The organism is Idiomarina loihiensis L2TR (assembly GCF_000008465.1).
In the GTDB taxonomy this organism is placed as follows: domain Bacteria; phylum Pseudomonadota; class Gammaproteobacteria; order Enterobacterales; family Alteromonadaceae; genus Idiomarina; species Idiomarina loihiensis.
Genome location: NC_006512.1, coordinates 1438475 through 1453783 on the forward strand (window position 1 = coordinate 1438475; position 15309 = coordinate 1453783).

The following is a 15309-nucleotide window of genomic DNA, read 5'->3' on the forward strand; positions in this document are numbered from 1 at the left end:
ATCACTCTTGATTCAGTTGATATCGGCGTACAGCCTGTTGATGTTCTTCCAGTGTTTCCGAGAAAACATGGCCACCTGATTTATCCGCAACAAAATAATAGTACGGAGAACGTGCCGGATTTGCTGCTGCTTTAATTGAGGCTTTGCCGGGCATCGCAATTGGTGTTGGCGGTAATCCGTTAATTCGATAAGTATTGTATTCTGTTTTCTCGCGCAAATGAGTACGAGTCAGATTGCCGTCAAAATTTTCAATACCATAGATTGTCGTCGGATCAGACTGCAACCGCATGCCGACAGCTAAACGATTGGCAAATACGCTTGCAACCAGCGGACGTTCATCGGCCAAACCGGTTTCTTTCTCAATAATAGAAGCCAGTATCAGCAATTCGTAAGGTGAGTTTACAGGGCATCTGTCTGAACGCTCTTGCCAGGCATTTTCCAGCACCTGCTGCATAGATTGGTACGCTTGCTTCAGAATAGCAATATCCGTTGTGTAAGCTCTGTAACTGTAGGTTTCAGGTAATAAAACACCTTCAATAGAGGTTTCTGTAACGCCCAGCTTTTGCCTGAGTTCCGCCGGATCCAATTCAGAAGACTCATCTTTTAGGTAAGGTAGCTGTTTTAGTTGAGCTCTCCACTGCTCGAGAGTCAATCCTTCAACCAGAGTCACAGTAAAGGTTTTTTCCCGCCCTTGACTCAACATACTCCAGACATCAAACCAGCTTTGTCGTCCGTTAATTTCATAAAGGCCAGCTTGCAAATGGTCGACATCGTCAAAAACCTGACTCAGGCGATAAATTAATGCAGAGTTCCCCTTCTCAAAGTGCTCTGTTACTTGAATGGTTACGCTACGGGCAGTTGCTCCTCCTCTAAAATCTAACAATAGAGGCGTACTAGCGTCACTTTGTATTGGCTGCGATAAATACCAGCGCCCGGATACAAAGACAGCCACGGCCGAAACCACAAAAGCTGCAACAAGCAGCGCTAAAATAAGACGTTTTTTCATAATATAAGCTGCTCTAATACCGCCGGCAATTTGCTCTTATCCAATACTTTACCATTAAACTGAGTGACCGTAACAGCGCCTCTGACACTGTTGCTGAGGATAATCTGCTCAACGTCAGCTAACTCATTCAATGAAAAATGACCGATACGCAAAGGCGCAAGCATGTCTTCATCAATAATCAACTGGCGAATAATTCCTTGTACACCGGAAAAACTCAGATCGGGGGTGTACCATTGCCCTTGTTTGTACCAAAAAACATTTCCCTGTATGGCTTCGACAACATTACCTTCCGAGTCGCAGACCAGTAAATCGTCATATTCAGAAACGCTGCGCTCCTGAGTCAACAGAACCTGCTCCAGCCTATTTAATGTTTTTAAACCGGCCAGCTTAGGTTGTCTGGCTAAGTTCAATTCAGCAACACCAAGACTAACCGATTTAAGGTTACCCGGAGCATCACTTACCTGAATATATTCATTCGCCACTGCGCCGTCTGAAAAGCCATACCCTCGGCCACCATAACCTCTAGTGACAATAACCTTACACACACCGTTTTCAATGCCATCACAAGCGTTAAGGATACGCTGATGCAAAAAGTTAAAGTTTGGATGGTTTATAAATAAACGGGTATTAGCTTCAGACAGTCGGTTCAAATGTCGCTCTATATGCAAAGGCACACCTTGAACAACTCGTATGGTTGTAAAGTGCCCGTCACCGAACTGCAGCCCTCTGTCTATTTCAGAACAATGGAAAGGCGTATTATTAAGTAGTATTTTTCTTATTGTCATAACAAAAAAGGCGGAACCAATGGCTCCGCCTTTTATATCACGTTCTACGACAAATTAGTCGTTAGAATGATTATTTACGTAATCGATAGCTGATTGAACTGTTTTAATTTTTTCAGCTTCTTCGTCTGGAATTTCAGTTTCAAATTCTTCTTCCAAAGCCATTACCAGTTCAACTGTGTCTAAAGAATCAGCACCCAGGTCATTTTCAAATGACGCTTCAGGCTTAACTTCTTCTTCTTTAACACCTAATTGTTCAACAATGATTTTTTTAACGCGTTCTTCAATAGTACTCATGATTATAAAATCCCTCAATAGTCATCGCGAGAGTGAAAATTGGCTGTAGTGTAGTGAAACCAGCCTCATTAATAAAGTAAAAAATAGCATAAAGTTAAGAGGTCGTACCGCTAACCCCTTAAACCATCGCCATACCACCATTAACGTGAATGGTTTCACCAGTGATATAAGCTGCACCTTCTGATGCTAAAAATGCTACCGCAGCAGCAATTTCCTTTGGCTCGCCTAAACGTGCTGCCGGAATATTATCAAAAATAGCCTGTTTTTGCTCATCATTCAGAGCTTTTGTCATATCTGTATCAATAAAGCCAGGCGCAACACAGTTCACGGTAATGCCGCGCGCTGCAACTTCTTTAGCCATTGCCTTACTGAAACCAACCAGTCCGGCTTTCGCCGCACAATAGTTAACCTGCCCCGGGTTTCCTGTTGTGCCAACAACTGAACTGATATTAATAATACGGCCATTACGCCGCTTCATCATGCCGCGTACAACCGCCTTACAAACTTTAAATACGGCTGACAAGTTCGTGTTTAAGACAGCATCCCATTCGTCGTCTTTCATTCGCATCATCAGGTTATCGCGGGTAATGCCGGCGTTATTCACCAGAATATCAATAGAACCGTACTCTGATTCAATCTCTTTAATAACCTGCTGCAGACTATCAGAATCGGTTACATCCAACGCCAGGCCCTTGCCTTTTGAACCAAGATATTCGGAGATTGCAGCTGCACCTTTATCAGAGGTCGCTGTACCAATGACTTTCGCTCCCTGACTAGCAAGCAGTTCAGCTATTGCTTTTCCTATTCCCCGGCTTGCGCCTGTAACTAATGCGACTTTATTTTCAAAGTTTTGCACGTAAATAACCTTTTTATTAAAGTGAGTTCAAAGAGTCTAGCGTATTCAACGCACTACAACCAAAAGCCTTAGTAATACGCTTGTTTAATCCAGTCAGTACTTTTCCCGGACCAACTTCATAGGCTGTTTCGACATCCAATTTCGCAATCTGTTCAATCGTTTCAGTCCAGCGGACAGGGCGATAGAGCTGACGCACCAAGGCATCTTTAATGGCATCTTCGCTATCGGCTATTGCAACGTCCACATTATTAATGACCGGGGTGTGTGGCTGTTTCAACTTTATCGACTTTAACGCGTCGGCCAATTGACTGGCTGCTGGCTGCATCAAAGCACAGTGTGACGGCACGCTAACAGGTAATGGCAAAACCCGTTTAGCCCCGGCTTCCTTTAAAGCTTCTGCAGCGCGAGCTACGGCGTCTGCATGTCCTGCTATAACCACCTGCCCCGGCGAATTATAATTAACCGGAGTTACTATTTGTTCTCCTGCCTGCTCTAAACAAATTTTTTCAATTTCGGCATCTTCCAGGCCAATAACCGCGGCCATAGCGCCTTCACCTTCGGCTACGGCTTGCTGCATAAACTCGCCGCGCAGGGCTACAAGTTTAACCGCGTCAGTAAATTCTAATGCTCCGGCACATACTAGCGCTGAATACTCACCCAGACTATGCCCGGCCATAACGGTAACGTCGGCCAACCCTTTCTCTTTAGCTACACGGTATAGTGCAACGCTGGCAGTTAATAACGCAGGCTGTGTCCGTTGCGTTTCATTCAACTGCTGCTCAGGTCCCTGTTGTACCAACTGCCAAAGGTCATAACCCAAAACACTGCTGGCCTCTGCGAATGTTTCTTTCACTAATGCAAAATCATTCGACAATTCACTTAACATGCCAACGCTTTGAGAGCCTTGCCCCGGAAATAACAATGCCGTTTTAGTCATAATCATCCTCTTAATATTGAACGAGCGCCGAACCCCATGCAAAACCGCCGCCAAAAGCCTCTAGCAAGAGTTTCTGACCACGCTTAATACGTCCGTCCTTAACCGCCCAATCAAGTGCAATTGGTACCGATGCCGCAGAAGTATTCCCTGTTGCGTCCAGAGTAATTACCACGCGCTCCATCGGTATCTGTAATTTTTTCGCTGTTGCATTAATAATACGTAAATTTGCCTGATGCGGAATCAACCAGTCTAAATCATGCGCCTGTAATTGATTCTCCGCTAAAGTTTCGGTCACTAAACTACTGAGTTTTGAAACCGCAACTTTAAAAACTTCGTTACCTTTCATGTACATCCAGGCGTTCTCTGTGCCGCGGTCTGACGCTCTGGAGGCTTGTTTGGCTCCTAATAAGTGACTGTATTCGCCTGCACTAAATAGATGAGTGGAGATAATTCCGGGAGTGTCACTTTGTTCCAGGACAACGGCTCCGCCACCATCACCAAAAAGCACCACGGTATTGCGATCATTAGGATCACATAAACGCGCCAATACATCAGTACCAATAACCAGAACACGTTGATGTTGCCCGCTTTTAATAAATTGGTCAGCGACAGAAAGCGCATAAATAAAGCCAGAGCATGCTGCTCCAACGTCGAAAGCCGGAACCGACGTAATGCCCAGCATTCGTTGAATTTCACAGGCCGCACTAGGAAAAGCGTGCTCGGCCGATGTGGTCGCCACCACAATCATATCGATATCGCGGGGGCTTAAACCGGCGGCAGCCAGTGCTTCTTTTGCCGCTTCATAACCTACAGTCGCTGCGGTTTCATTAGGTGCCGCAATGCGCCGTTCTTTAATACCGGTTCTTTCTGTTATCCATTCGTCAGACGTGTCAACCCGCTGGGAGAGTTCTTCATTAGTAAGCCGTTGCTCGGGCAGATAGTGCCCGGTACCAACAATTTTTGCATAAGTCATAGCGCTACTTAACTGATTACAGCTGTTCTGATAAGACTGCTTCGACACGATGTTTAATTCGCTCAGGAAGCTGTTCATGCGCTTCTGCGACGGCTTGTTGAATTGCACTATAAAAAGCGCCGGCGCTAGCGCTACCGTGACTTTTTATCACGACATGGCGCAATCCTATCAGACTCGCACCATTGTAGTGGTCGGGCTTCAGCCTATCCCAGGACTTGTGCGTCCGTTTTTGTAAAAAACGAAAGAAAAAACGATAAAGCCAGTGCGAATTTAGTGTGTCCCGCATTTGATCGATAATGAATGTTGCCAGACCTTCGCAGCTTTTAAGTGCAACATTACCGACAAAACCATCACAAACCACAACATCAGCTCTGCCACTAAATAAATGATTACCTTCAATAAAACCAATGTAGTTTAGCTGCTCACATTGAGCGAGTCTGGCCGCTGCATTGCGCACAACATCATTACCTTTGATGTCTTCTTCACCCATATTTAACAGGCTAATTTTAGGAGCTGGTACACCCGATAAATATTCAGCGGCCACAGCACCCATAACACCAAACTGAAACAAGGTTTCTGAATCACAGCTGGCATTAGCACCTAAATCAAGCAAATAAGATTTTCCGCCGGTTTGATTCGGCAAAGCCGTCATCAACGCCGGGCGCAACACGCCAGGAAGCGTTTTAAGTGTAAAGTAAGCATTAGTCATCAACGCGCCAGTATTGCCACCGCTTACCATTGCCTGACAATTACCGTCGGTTAGGCTTTGCAGCGCAACGCGCATGGAGGACTCAGGTTTACTACGCAGAGATTGGCCCGGTTTATCATCCATTTCGATAACTTGTTCTGCATGAACAAGATTTATGGAAGGATGCGAGCTTAAATTGAATTTATCGAGTAACGGGGTGAGTTGTTGCTCATGCCCGACAACGGTGAATTTAACATCGGGATACCGATGAACCGCTTTTTCCAGGGCTTCTATAACAATAGAGGGGCCGTTATCGCCCCCCATTGCATCAATCGCTATGTTCAGTTCAGGCATGGCCTGTCTTACTTGTTAACGACCTTACGACCCTTGTAATAACCGTCGGCTGTTACGTGGTGACGACGATGCGTCTCACCCGTAGTTGAGTCAACCGACAGTGTTGGGCCGTCTATTGCATCGTGTGAACGACGCATGTCGCGTCTTGAACGACTTTTCTTACTTTTTTGAACAGCCATTTACGCTATCTCCTGATTATTTACGCTTCAATTCTTGCAATACGGCAAACGGGTTCTCAGACTCTTCAGCAGCTGATTCGTCAATTTCGCCCCACGTCATCGCATCACGATCCACCTGACATGCCTTAGCGTCGTGCTTAGGAACTATTGGCATAGCCAGAATTAATTCGTCTTCAACAAGCCCATGCAGGTTAACTTCTCCAAAGTCGTTTACCTCAATAGCTTCATAGCTATCGGGAAAGTCATCTGCCACCTGTCGCTTAGTGACAGGAGCATACGCAAATTGCGCGAGAATATCAACATCCAGGGGCGTATTACAGCGTTCACAAAGTACTTTTACAGCAACTTTTGCTTTCCCTGTAAAATAACTAATGCCCTGCTCATCAATTCCAAACTCAACACTGGCCTCAGGATCGGGGCAAGGTTCTACCAAACTTTCCTGAAGTCTTGTTAATGTTTTTCCAGGCACAACCCCATCATATGCCACTTTCTTGTTGGCACTTTTGACTGGGTCTACTGTTACGGGAATACGAACTTTTTGCATAGCGCGCGAATGTTAACGAAGTTCCGCTTTACTGACAAGGGAAATCTGTCGTTAATCCTTATTTAGAGGGTTAATTCCGTGAGTTCTCAACATATCCAGTAAAGCGATAGCTGGTAACCCGATGAGTGTATTGGGGTCGTTGCCTTTTAAACCACTAAACAAACTGATCCCCAGCCCTTCGCTTTTGAAGCTGCCGGCACAATCAAAGGGGTTTTCAAGTTCAACGTAACGTTCTATTTCTTCGGCAGTCAATTGACGAAACTCAACTTCAAACGGCTCTACTCTTACTTCGCATTGTTGAGCCTCTGTATTAAAAACAGCCAGCCCAGTATAAAAGGTTACCGTTTTGCCAATAAAGCTGGACAATTGTCGCACCGCATTTTCACGGTTGCCGGGTTTACCTAAAATATTGCCATCACAAACAGCAACCTGGTCGGAACCAATAATAATAGCGTTATCGTAAGTCATTCTCTTCTCAACTGCCCGGGCTTTTGCTTCTGCTAAACGCCCCACTAACTGTTGTGGGCTTTCTGAGCTAATAGCACTCTCATCTATGTCCGGCTTCACAACATCGTAGTTCAAATGCAGTCTATCTAAAATTTCGCGACGGTACTTAGAACCTGATCCCAGAATTAATGGCAACGTCATAATGTCTCCCTGACAAGTTTATTGCTGAGCTCTGAAAGCGAATCGATCACTATTGTAGCACCGGCTTCGCGCAAACGTTCAGCGTCATGCACGCCAAAACTTACACCAATTGCCTGTACACCAGCGGCAACCGCCATTTTCATATCGTGAACAGAGTCTCCAACCATTACGGTGTGTTCAGGATGAGTTTTAAGTTCATTCATAATTTCATAAAGCATCTGGGGGTCAGGCTTACCTCTAGTTTCGCTGGCGCACCGCGAAGTATCAAAGTAATGTTCGGTTTCACTTTCCGCCCAGACTCGTTGTAATCCGCGCCGAGCCTTGCCCGTCGCAACGGCCAAACGATAACCGGCACTGGATAACTGAGAAAGCACCGTTTTTGCATCGTGAAATAATGGCGACGGCGTTGTATTCAAGTCGACATATTCATCACGATACTGAGTCAAAAAACTATTCATTTGTGTCGCGTTAAGCACGCCGAACAGTTTCTCTATTGCGGGTTCAAGGCTTAAACCAATAATATCTCTGACTGAAACCTCGGTCGGAACGGGTAACCCCGTATGCTGCGCTGTATTTTGCATAGATGACACAATTCGGCCAATGGAGTCCATTAAAGTGCCGTCCCAGTCAAACACCACAAGTCGCTTATCGTACATCATTATAAGCTGTCCTTATTATTGCGCCGTCAGCTGCTTTAAAGTTTGCTGTAAGTTGTCATCCAGAGGGGCTTCAAACGCCACTTCTTTTCCCGTAACAGGATGCAGAAAACGCAGCTGCCAGGCGTGCAAAAACAGTCGGTTTAACCCAAGCCTAGACATAGTGTTATCGAAATCTGTATCACCGTACTTAGGATCTTTCGCTATAGGATGACCGGCGTGTAACGCGTGAACACGAATTTGATGGGTGCGGCCGGTAACTGGCGACGCTTCAACTAATGTCCCTTCCTTATATCTTTGCTGAATTCTGAAACGAGTCAAAGAGGCTTTGCCTTCTGCATCAACGCGTACAATTCTCTCGCCGGATTTTAAGGTGTTCTTTTTTAACGGCGCCTCAACACTGCGAACCCGTTTTTGCCATTGACCACGAACCAACGCCAGATATTGCTTATTCATTTCTTTGTTACGCAACTGTTCATGCAAACTTCTCAGCACTGAACGTTTTTTAGCAACCAGCAACAAGCCACTGGTGTCGCGATCTATTCGGTGAACCAGCTCTAAGCTTTTCTCTTTTGGCCGCAGCGCTCTTAAGCCTTCAATAAGACCGAACTGCAACCCGGAGCCGCCATGTACGGCGACTCCTGATGGTTTATTAATTAACATCAAAGCGTCATCTTCATAGAGGATCGCGTGCTCCAGAGCTGCAACCTGCTCTAAATTAGCAGACGGAAGGTCAGGCCTTTCGTTCACTTTTACCGGAGGAATGCGAATGAGGTCACCTTCCTTTAACTTATAGTCCGGTTTTATCCGCTTTTTATTCGCCCGCACTTCACCTTTACGAACAATTCGGTACACCAAAGACTTAGGTACACCGCGTAATTGCGCAATGAGAAAGTTATCTATTCGCTGCCCTGACTCTTCTGCAGAGACAGTATGCCAGCGTACTTCTTGTTGAATTGTTTTCATGCCGCTATTTTACCATCATCTACAAGATTCAACAGCGAAATTGTTGCTTGTATTTTCAGTGGTTTTCATGGAATAATTAGGTGTCAAAGTCCATCGAAGATGGCAGACGAAGAATATATTTCGCGCAATCGAAATAACAGAGCGACGCATTATCCACATCAGCGTACGGTTTTAAAGTCTAATGAAGTGACTAGCCGAGATGTTGATGGCACGGAGAAGAACACAGCACATTGAATACGCTTTGTTTCATAATCGATTGCAGACGTAAAATTTAGCGACAATATGACACCGAACAGTTGGTGTTATCGGCACAGTCAAACTCATTTTAGTTACACGTTGTAGATGACGGGTAACGCAGGTCCCAAAGGGCCTGCAGCGACAGACGAATTCGATAATTGCACGATCGCCATTGGGGCGTGTCATATTGTGGCCCAAAGAATTGAGTCACAGTAATGAAAAGAATGCTAATTAATGCCACGCAATTAGAAGAGTTGCGTGTTGCGCTGGTTGACGGCCAGCGCCTTTACGATTTAGATATTGAAAGCCCTGGTCACGAACAGAAAAAAGCAAACATATATAAAGGCAAAATCACACGCATAGAGCCAAGTCTCGAAGCTGCCTTTGTCGATTATGGCGCAGAACGTCACGGCTTCCTCCCTCTTAAAGAAATAGCTAAAACCTATTTTCCGCAAGGTTATACCTTCCAGGGTCGCCCCAACATCAAAGATGTGGTTAAAGAAGGCCAGGAAGTTATTGTTCAAATAGACAAAGAAGAGCGAGGCCAAAAAGGCGCCGCCTTAACTACCTTTGTTTCCCTGGCTGGCAGCTATTTGGTGCTCATGCCGAACAACCCCCGAGCCGGTGGTATATCTCGCCGTATTGAGGGCGATGAACGTTCAGCACTAAAAGAAGCGCTATCTGACCTCAATGTTCCGAAAGAAATGGGACTGATCGTCCGTACCGCCGGTGTAGGCAAGTCAAAAGAAGAGCTCGAGTGGGACTTGAATGTTCTGCTTAACCATTGGGAAGCCATTAGCAAAGCTGCAGACGAGCGCCCTGCTCCTTTCCTTATTCATCAGGAAAGCAACGTTATTTTCCGTGCCTTACGCGATTACCTGCGCCGAGACATCGGTGAAGTTCTCATCGATAGCCCGAAAGTTTACGAGCAAGTCCGTAGTCATATACAGCTTATTCGTCCGGATTTTTTACAACGCGTAAAACAATACGAAGGCGATGTTCCGCTTTTCAGTCACTACCAGATTGAAAGCCAAATTGAATCTGCATTCCAGCGCGAAGTCCGCCTTCCGTCAGGTGGTTCAATTGTTATCGACCCAACCGAAGCACTGACATCCATCGATATTAACTCGTCACGTGCAACTAAAGGTGGCGATATCGAAGAAACGGCATTGCAGACCAACCTTGAAGCAGCCGAAGAAATAGCACGTCAGTTGCGTTTACGCGACGTTGGCGGCTTAGTGGTTATCGACTTTATTGATATGACCCCTGCCCGCCATCAACGTGATGTTGAAAATCGTTTACGCGATAGCTTATCTCAGGACAGAGCGCGTATTCAGGTAGCCCGCATTTCGCGCTTTGGCTTGATGGAAATGTCTCGTCAGCGTTTACGTCCTTCGCTGGGCGAATCAGCAAACAATGTTTGCCCTCGTTGTAATGGTCAGGGAACCATACGTTCGAGCGATTCTTTAGCTCTGTCGATCTTGCGCTTGATTGAAGAAGAAGCCATTAAAGACAACACCATTCAGGTGCATGCTCAGGTTCCGGTCGATGTCGCAACTTATTTGCTCAATGAAAAGCGTCAATCCGTAAATCATATTGAAAAGCGTCATAACGTGAAAATCGTTATTATCCCGAATCACCATATGGAAACACCTCACTTTGAAGTGTTACGTATTCGTGATGACGAAGTTCCGGAATCGGCCAGTTTTGAGTTGGTGCAAAAACCGGAGCAAACTGAATCTACGGTTTCTATTACTTTGACTCAGGATAAAGCTAAATTTGAAGAGCCTGCATTAAAAGGCCTTCAGGCACCGAGTGCAGCTCCTACGCCAGCACCGGCTCCTAAAGTTGAAGAGAAAAAAGCAGCTCAACCATCCTTGTTGAGTCGTTTAGCGACTTGGTTCTCTGGCTTATTTGGTTCAGATGAAGCACAGAAACAGGCTGAAGCTGAGAAAGAAAAAGAACGCAATGCTCAGAACCAGCGGAATCAGCAACGTCGTGGCCGTAATCGCCGCTCAGGAAACCGCCAGCAGCGAGGCCGCAACCAGTCAGCGGGTAAGGACAAGGAAGCCAGTAAAGAAAACACCTCTGCAGCTACAGAAGATAAATCAACGGAATCTCGCGATGACGCAGGTAACCGTAATAGTCGCAACCGTAACGATCGCAGACGTCGTGGCCGCAGCAATAAAAATCAGCAGCAGCCAAAACCAGAAGCGGTTAAGAACGAGCAAGTTGATAGCCCGGCTGAAGCAGAAAAGCCAAAAGAGGCTAAAGCTGTTCAGGATAAACCTCGTCGTCAACGTAAGCCGATTGAAAAATCCGTTCGCGTTTCATCGACTGGCGATTCAGTAGAAGCTAAAGAACCAACGCAGCCAGCTCAAAAGGCTGTTGATGCGTCGACTGATGGTGCAGATACTCAGAAGCCAACCCAGGCTAAAGAGAAAACTGCAAAGCAATCTGGTTCTGACAAGAGCGAGAATAAAGCAATTTCTGATAAGGTGCTGGATCCGCGTATGCAGGCAGCTGCTGAGTTGGTACAAAATCAGACTCAATCTGCGACTCCGGCAGAACAGAGCGAAGAGAAGAGCGTAGAGAAGAGTGTTGATGAGAGTACCGAAGAGAAATCGCCTCAAGCGGACACTCAAGTAACTCAACAAACTGAAACCAGTACAGACGAAACAGTACAAACGCCGGACACAACTAAACCTGAAGCTGATCCTGAAGTGGCATCTGATGACAAAGTAGAAGCATCAGTTGAGCAAGCCAGTGAAGCAGTGTCAGCTACAGAAGAGCAAAGTAATAGCTCTGAAACGCCTGAAGAGCCTCCAAAGCCAACTGAGACAGAAGACACTGTTGAAGAAAAGCCAGAGCCTAAGGCTGAAGAGAAGAAAAGCAGAGATCGCTCTCGCCGCTCTCCTCGTCATCAACGGGCTGCGGGGCAAAAACGCAAGCAAATGAAAACCGAAGCGGTTATACCTAACCGTTCATTAAGTGGTTCATCATTTTCTGCAATGACAAAGGCAACAGCTGAAGAACGCAAAGAAGCATTTAAGGCTCTGCCTGTAGCTTCATCAGATAATCGTCCTCAGTTTGTTAAAGACAGTCGTATCGCCAGTATTTCTCAGGCGCGTTCGACTTCTTATGCCGAAATGGCAAAATGTGACTAAATTGAGCTAAACGAAAGTTTAGTAAGGAAATAGGAAGGCCGGTAGCAACAAACTACCGGCCTTTTTTATCTCTGGAGTTTACTTGCCGTTACGGCTTAATAGTAATAAAGGCTCGGTTTTTCTCTAAGGTTTTAGCACCAATACCTTTTACATCAAGTAATTGCTCTACTTCGGTAAAGCCACCCAGTTGCTCTCTTAACTCGATGATCTGCTCAGCCCGTTTCTCACCGACTCCAACCAGGACCGCCGATATCTCTTGTGCTGACCCGGTATTGATATTGACGGTTTTAACCTCTTCAGCCTGTGCTAATGGCGATAGGTTTGGTAAGGAGGATAACGGAGTAGCTTGCGCCCCTGCTGCTAAAAACAGCGATGAGGCAACAAGTATGGAAATTAATTTTAGCTTCATAGTGTCATTCCCTATTGAAAAATCACTGCGTCACTGCAGTAAAGACACTATAGCCGAAGTTTTTAGCGTTATTAGAAGATTACGACATTGCGAAGGCGTAAGTGAGTTATTCTCCTATAGAGGTTAATATCTCCGCAACGCTGGCGGTTGGGTCAGCTGCCTGCGTAATGGGTCGCCCAATAACCATGTAATCGACTCCAGCCTCTATTGCGGCTTCTGGTGTCATAACCCGCTTTTGGTCACCAGTGGCGCTGTTGGCGGGTCGGATACCCGGCGTTACAAGCTTAAATGACGTACCCAAATCATGTTTCAGCATACGAGCTTCCTGAGCAGAGCAAACCACGCCGTTCAAGCCAGCCTGCTGCGCTAGTTTTGCCAGTTTAAGTACTTGCTGTTCCGCAGTTGCCTGAATTCCGATTTCGTTTAGGTCTGAATCACTCATGCTAGTAAGTACCGTCACAGCAATTAACAAAGGTGGTTTATCAAATTGCTTTAATGCATCCCTTGCTGCGCTCATCATTTCGGTACCGCCGCTGGCGTGCACGTTCACTATATCAACACCGATTTTAGCTGCTGAGGTTACCGCCTTAGCCACTGTGTTTGGAATATCATGAAACTTTAAATCTAAAAATACTGAAAAACCTTGCTCAACCTGCTTTTTCACCCAGTCAGGTCCAATAGCAGTAAACAATTCCTTACCCACTTTAAGACCAACTTTTCCAGCTGGTAATTGACTCACTAAATTGTCAGCGGCTTCCTGTGTCTGGCAATCTAATGCAACATAAATTTTCGGTAACGCCATGTTGTTATTCACCATCTAATCCAAAAATAGGTTTTGTTGTTGCCCAGCTCTTACATGAAGGGCAACGCCAATATAAAGTGTGTCCAGAGAAACCACAGTGACGGCACTTATAATTGGGCCGCTGCACTATGTGCTCGTGAACCATCTTACGCAGCCTCCGAAGGCTGTCACGTGCATTGCCCACATCAGCGGCTCGAATATGTAACCCCATTAAATGATGGAATCCGCGCATAGTCGGGTGCTGCTCTAAAACATGGGTCATAAAGTGTTCTGCGTCTTCAATACTTTGTGATTCACAGATTTTTTCTGACAATGTAATAGCGGCTGTTATCCCCGCATTGTGCTCAACGCAACTGTGTAGAAACTCGATAAAAGTATGAGTATCCGATGTTTTCTCGTAAGCTTCCTCTAGCAAAGGAATGGTTTCGCAAACGAATGATTTGTCCTGCTCGAACACCCGGGTTAAGTAATTAATAGACTCCCCATACTCCCCTTCTTTCATATGGATTTTTCCCAGGGAGAGAACCGCTCTAACGCAATTACTATCGTGTTTAAGCGCTTTGCTGTAATGCTTTATTTTACTGGGAACATTGTCGTCTAATTCGGCAAGTTCGCAATATAGCTGAGCGAGAACGACTCGCGCGTGGCTGCTTTGCTTCGCCAGACGCAAAGCTATTTTAATGGCTTTATCCCATTCGTGCGTGGACTCATAAAGCTCAAGAAGGTGCTTTTGGCTTTTTTCCCGGAATAACTTGTAACTCTGTAAGCCTGCAAACATTTGTTCAGCGCGGTCATAGATTCCGGCAGAAAGGTAGTCTTTACCCAACTCGTACATAGCCGTTAAGCGGTCGTGCTCAGACAGGTTGGGAAGTGACGTCAGGTTTTTATGAATTTTTATTGCGCGGTCAACTTCGCCTCTGCGACGAAATAACTTGCCTAAGGTCCAGTGAGTTTCAATGGTTTCGCTGTCGACATCCAACAGCTCAACAAATAGATCAACTGCCTTGTCGGGTTGATCTGAAAGCAACAGATTTATACCAGTCGCATACTGTTTGGAGAAACGCTTCTGCTCTTTTCGCTCTTCGGTGCGAACACTATTACGCCCCATGAACCAGCCATAGGCAGCAGCAATTGGTAGAAGCAGGAAGAGAAGCTCCAACATGAGCCGTTAACTCTCCTTGTCCAGTTTATTTAAACGCTTAACTAAACGATTATACCGATAGCGCCAGGATAAACTCGATAAGCAAAGTAATAAAATACCAACCAGAAAACCGCTACCAAAAAAGATAGCAAGCAGCGACGCAACAGCCATCTCTGTTTGCAGCACCAGTAGATTAACAACCACGGTTTGCGGGTTCTGCGCACCAAAAGCCATTGCTAAAAGAAATATGATTAATACAGGAATGAGAATAAGCAGCTTTTTAAGCATAATTGCTTACCTGTTAGTTATAAAAAAACGGCATGCCAGTATAGCATGCCGTTTTTATCAATCGAGCGTAAAAACTAACTTAATGTATCGACCCTCTCGCGAAGCTCTTTGCCCGCTTTAAAATGCGGTACATATTTTCCATCCAATTCAACAGGATCACCTGTTTTAGGATTACGGCCAACACGAGGAGCCCGATAATGCAAAGAGAAGCTTCCAAAGCCCCGAATTTCAACGCGCTTACCTTGCGATAAGGATTGCACCATCTGTTCGAGTATTTCTTTTACCGAAGCTTCAACCTGCTTAGGAGGTAACTCGTGCTTCAAAGTTAACCTTTCAATCAGCTCTGATTTAGTCATCATTACCTCCTTCAAATTAACTG

Annotated in this window: 18 protein-coding genes; 1 reads left to right on the forward strand and 17 read right to left on the reverse strand. The window is 45.6% G+C overall.

Annotated elements, in window-relative coordinates; all coding sequences use genetic code 11:
- Window position 1: 1 nt before the first annotated feature.
- From mltG to rluC, 12 genes are all read right to left on the reverse strand, one after another.
- Window positions 2-1006 carry an endolytic transglycosylase MltG gene (gene mltG / locus IL_RS06865; protein ID WP_011234583.1) on the reverse strand — a complete coding sequence of 335 codons (1005 nt, stop codon included), beginning with the start codon at window positions 1004-1006 and terminating at the stop codon, window positions 2-4.
- The gene (gene pabC, locus IL_RS06870; protein ID WP_081423218.1) at window positions 1003-1791 is read right to left on the reverse strand and encodes an aminodeoxychorismate lyase; all 789 of its coding nucleotides are present in this window, start codon (window positions 1789-1791) and stop codon (window positions 1003-1005) included. Before pabC ends, mltG begins: the two co-directional genes overlap by 4 nt.
- A gap of 54 nt (window positions 1792-1845) precedes the next feature.
- The gene (gene acpP / locus IL_RS06875; protein WP_011234585.1) at window positions 1846-2085 is read right to left on the reverse strand and encodes an acyl carrier protein; all 240 of its coding nucleotides are present in this window, start codon (window positions 2083-2085) and stop codon (window positions 1846-1848) included.
- Window positions 2086-2203: 118 nt separating this feature from the next.
- Window positions 2204-2941: a 3-oxoacyl-ACP reductase FabG gene (gene fabG, locus IL_RS06880; protein WP_011234586.1), complete on the reverse strand. Its 738-nt coding sequence runs from the start codon at window positions 2939-2941 to the stop codon at window positions 2204-2206.
- Window positions 2942-2957: 16 nt separating this feature from the next.
- On the reverse strand, window positions 2958-3878 hold the full coding sequence (gene fabD / locus IL_RS06885; RefSeq protein ID WP_011234587.1) for an ACP S-malonyltransferase: 921 nt from the start codon (window positions 3876-3878) through the stop codon (window positions 2958-2960).
- Window positions 3879-3888: 10 nt separating this feature from the next.
- Window positions 3889-4851, reverse strand: a complete 963-nt coding sequence (locus tag IL_RS06890; protein ID WP_011234588.1) for a beta-ketoacyl-ACP synthase III — start codon at window positions 4849-4851, stop codon at window positions 3889-3891.
- 16 nt (window positions 4852-4867) lie between these two features.
- A complete protein-coding gene (gene plsX, locus IL_RS06895) occupies window positions 4868-5893 on the reverse strand; it encodes a phosphate acyltransferase PlsX (protein ID WP_011234589.1) in 1026 nt (341 codons plus the stop codon).
- Between the two features lie 8 nt (window positions 5894-5901).
- Entirely contained in the window at window positions 5902-6072 is a 171-nt protein-coding gene (gene rpmF, locus IL_RS06900; protein WP_011234590.1) for a 50S ribosomal protein L32, read from the reverse strand.
- Between the two features lie 16 nt (window positions 6073-6088).
- Window positions 6089-6616 (reverse strand): 23S rRNA accumulation protein YceD, encoded by a 528-nt coding sequence (gene yceD / locus IL_RS06905; protein WP_011234591.1) that lies wholly within the window; start codon window positions 6614-6616, stop codon window positions 6089-6091.
- 51 nt (window positions 6617-6667) lie between these two features.
- Window positions 6668-7264, reverse strand: a complete 597-nt coding sequence (locus IL_RS06910; RefSeq protein ID WP_011234592.1) for a Maf family protein — start codon at window positions 7262-7264, stop codon at window positions 6668-6670.
- Entirely contained in the window at window positions 7261-7923 is a 663-nt protein-coding gene (locus IL_RS06915; protein ID WP_011234593.1) for an HAD-IA family hydrolase, read from the reverse strand. The genes IL_RS06910 and IL_RS06915 overlap by 4 nt, the downstream gene beginning before the upstream one ends.
- A gap of 15 nt (window positions 7924-7938) precedes the next feature.
- The gene (gene rluC / locus IL_RS06920; protein ID WP_011234594.1) at window positions 7939-8886 is read right to left on the reverse strand and encodes a 23S rRNA pseudouridine(955/2504/2580) synthase RluC; all 948 of its coding nucleotides are present in this window, start codon (window positions 8884-8886) and stop codon (window positions 7939-7941) included.
- 452 nt (window positions 8887-9338) lie between these two features.
- Between rluC and rne the strand changes: the two genes are divergently transcribed.
- On the forward strand, window positions 9339-12290 hold the full coding sequence (gene rne, locus IL_RS06925; RefSeq protein ID WP_016341329.1) for a ribonuclease E: 2952 nt from the start codon (window positions 9339-9341) through the stop codon (window positions 12288-12290).
- Window positions 12291-12378: 88 nt separating this feature from the next.
- Here rne and IL_RS06930 read toward each other — a convergent pair whose 3' ends face one another.
- The 5 genes from IL_RS06930 to ihfB form a co-directional block, all read right to left on the reverse strand.
- Window positions 12379-12699: a ComEA family DNA-binding protein gene (locus IL_RS06930; RefSeq protein WP_011234596.1), complete on the reverse strand. Its 321-nt coding sequence runs from the start codon at window positions 12697-12699 to the stop codon at window positions 12379-12381.
- A 106-nt stretch (window positions 12700-12805) separates the two neighbouring features.
- A complete protein-coding gene (pyrF, locus tag IL_RS06935) occupies window positions 12806-13501 on the reverse strand; it encodes an orotidine-5'-phosphate decarboxylase (protein ID WP_011234597.1) in 696 nt (231 codons plus the stop codon).
- A gap of 4 nt (window positions 13502-13505) precedes the next feature.
- Window positions 13506-14663, reverse strand: coding sequence for a lipopolysaccharide assembly protein LapB (gene lapB, locus IL_RS06940; RefSeq protein WP_011234598.1), 1158 nt, complete (start codon window positions 14661-14663; stop codon window positions 13506-13508).
- A gap of 6 nt (window positions 14664-14669) precedes the next feature.
- Window positions 14670-14930 (reverse strand): lipopolysaccharide assembly protein LapA domain-containing protein, encoded by a 261-nt coding sequence (locus IL_RS06945; protein WP_011234599.1) that lies wholly within the window; start codon window positions 14928-14930, stop codon window positions 14670-14672.
- A 74-nt stretch (window positions 14931-15004) separates the two neighbouring features.
- On the reverse strand, window positions 15005-15286 hold the full coding sequence (gene ihfB / locus IL_RS06950) for an integration host factor subunit beta (protein ID WP_011234600.1): 282 nt from the start codon (window positions 15284-15286) through the stop codon (window positions 15005-15007).
- Window positions 15287-15309 lie beyond the last annotated feature (23 nt).

Bases quoted from the DNA above. Each gene is read 5' to 3' on its own strand.
- IL_RS06945 (WP_011234599.1), bottom strand. From the start codon at position 14,930: ATGCTTAAAAAGCTGCTTATTCTCATTCCTGTATTAATCATATTTCTT.
- fabD (WP_011234587.1), bottom strand. From the start codon at position 3,878: ATGACTAAAACGGCATTGTTATTTCCGGGGCAAGGCTCTCAAAGCGTT.
- acpP (WP_011234585.1), bottom strand. From the start codon at position 2,085: ATGAGTACTATTGAAGAACGCGTTAAAAAAATCATTGTTGAACAATTA.
- rne (WP_016341329.1), top strand. From the start codon at position 9,339: ATGAAAAGAATGCTAATTAATGCCACGCAATTAGAAGAGTTGCGTGTT.
- rpmF (WP_011234590.1), bottom strand. From the start codon at position 6,072: ATGGCTGTTCAAAAAAGTAAGAAAAGTCGTTCAAGACGCGACATGCGT.
- IL_RS06910 (WP_011234592.1), bottom strand. From the start codon at position 7,264: ATGACGTTGCCATTAATTCTGGGATCAGGTTCTAAGTACCGTCGCGAA.
- IL_RS06930 (WP_011234596.1), bottom strand. From the start codon at position 12,699: ATGAAGCTAAAATTAATTTCCATACTTGTTGCCTCATCGCTGTTTTTA.
- rluC (WP_011234594.1), bottom strand. From the start codon at position 8,886: ATGAAAACAATTCAACAAGAAGTACGCTGGCATACTGTCTCTGCAGAA.
- IL_RS06890 (WP_011234588.1), bottom strand. From the start codon at position 4,851: ATGACTTATGCAAAAATTGTTGGTACCGGGCACTATCTGCCCGAGCAA.
- pabC (WP_081423218.1), bottom strand. From the start codon at position 1,791: ATGACAATAAGAAAAATACTACTTAATAATACGCCTTTCCATTGTTCT.
- mltG (WP_011234583.1), bottom strand. From the start codon at position 1,006: ATGAAAAAACGTCTTATTTTAGCGCTGCTTGTTGCAGCTTTTGTGGTT.
- pyrF (WP_011234597.1), bottom strand. From the start codon at position 13,501: ATGGCGTTACCGAAAATTTATGTTGCATTAGATTGCCAGACACAGGAA.
- IL_RS06915 (WP_011234593.1), bottom strand. From the start codon at position 7,923: ATGATGTACGATAAGCGACTTGTGGTGTTTGACTGGGACGGCACTTTA.
- ihfB (WP_011234600.1), bottom strand. From the start codon at position 15,286: ATGACTAAATCAGAGCTGATTGAAAGGTTAACTTTGAAGCACGAGTTA.
- lapB (WP_011234598.1), bottom strand. From the start codon at position 14,663: ATGTTGGAGCTTCTCTTCCTGCTTCTACCAATTGCTGCTGCCTATGGC.
- yceD (WP_011234591.1), bottom strand. From the start codon at position 6,616: ATGCAAAAAGTTCGTATTCCCGTAACAGTAGACCCAGTCAAAAGTGCC.
- plsX (WP_011234589.1), bottom strand. From the start codon at position 5,893: ATGCCTGAACTGAACATAGCGATTGATGCAATGGGGGGCGATAACGGC.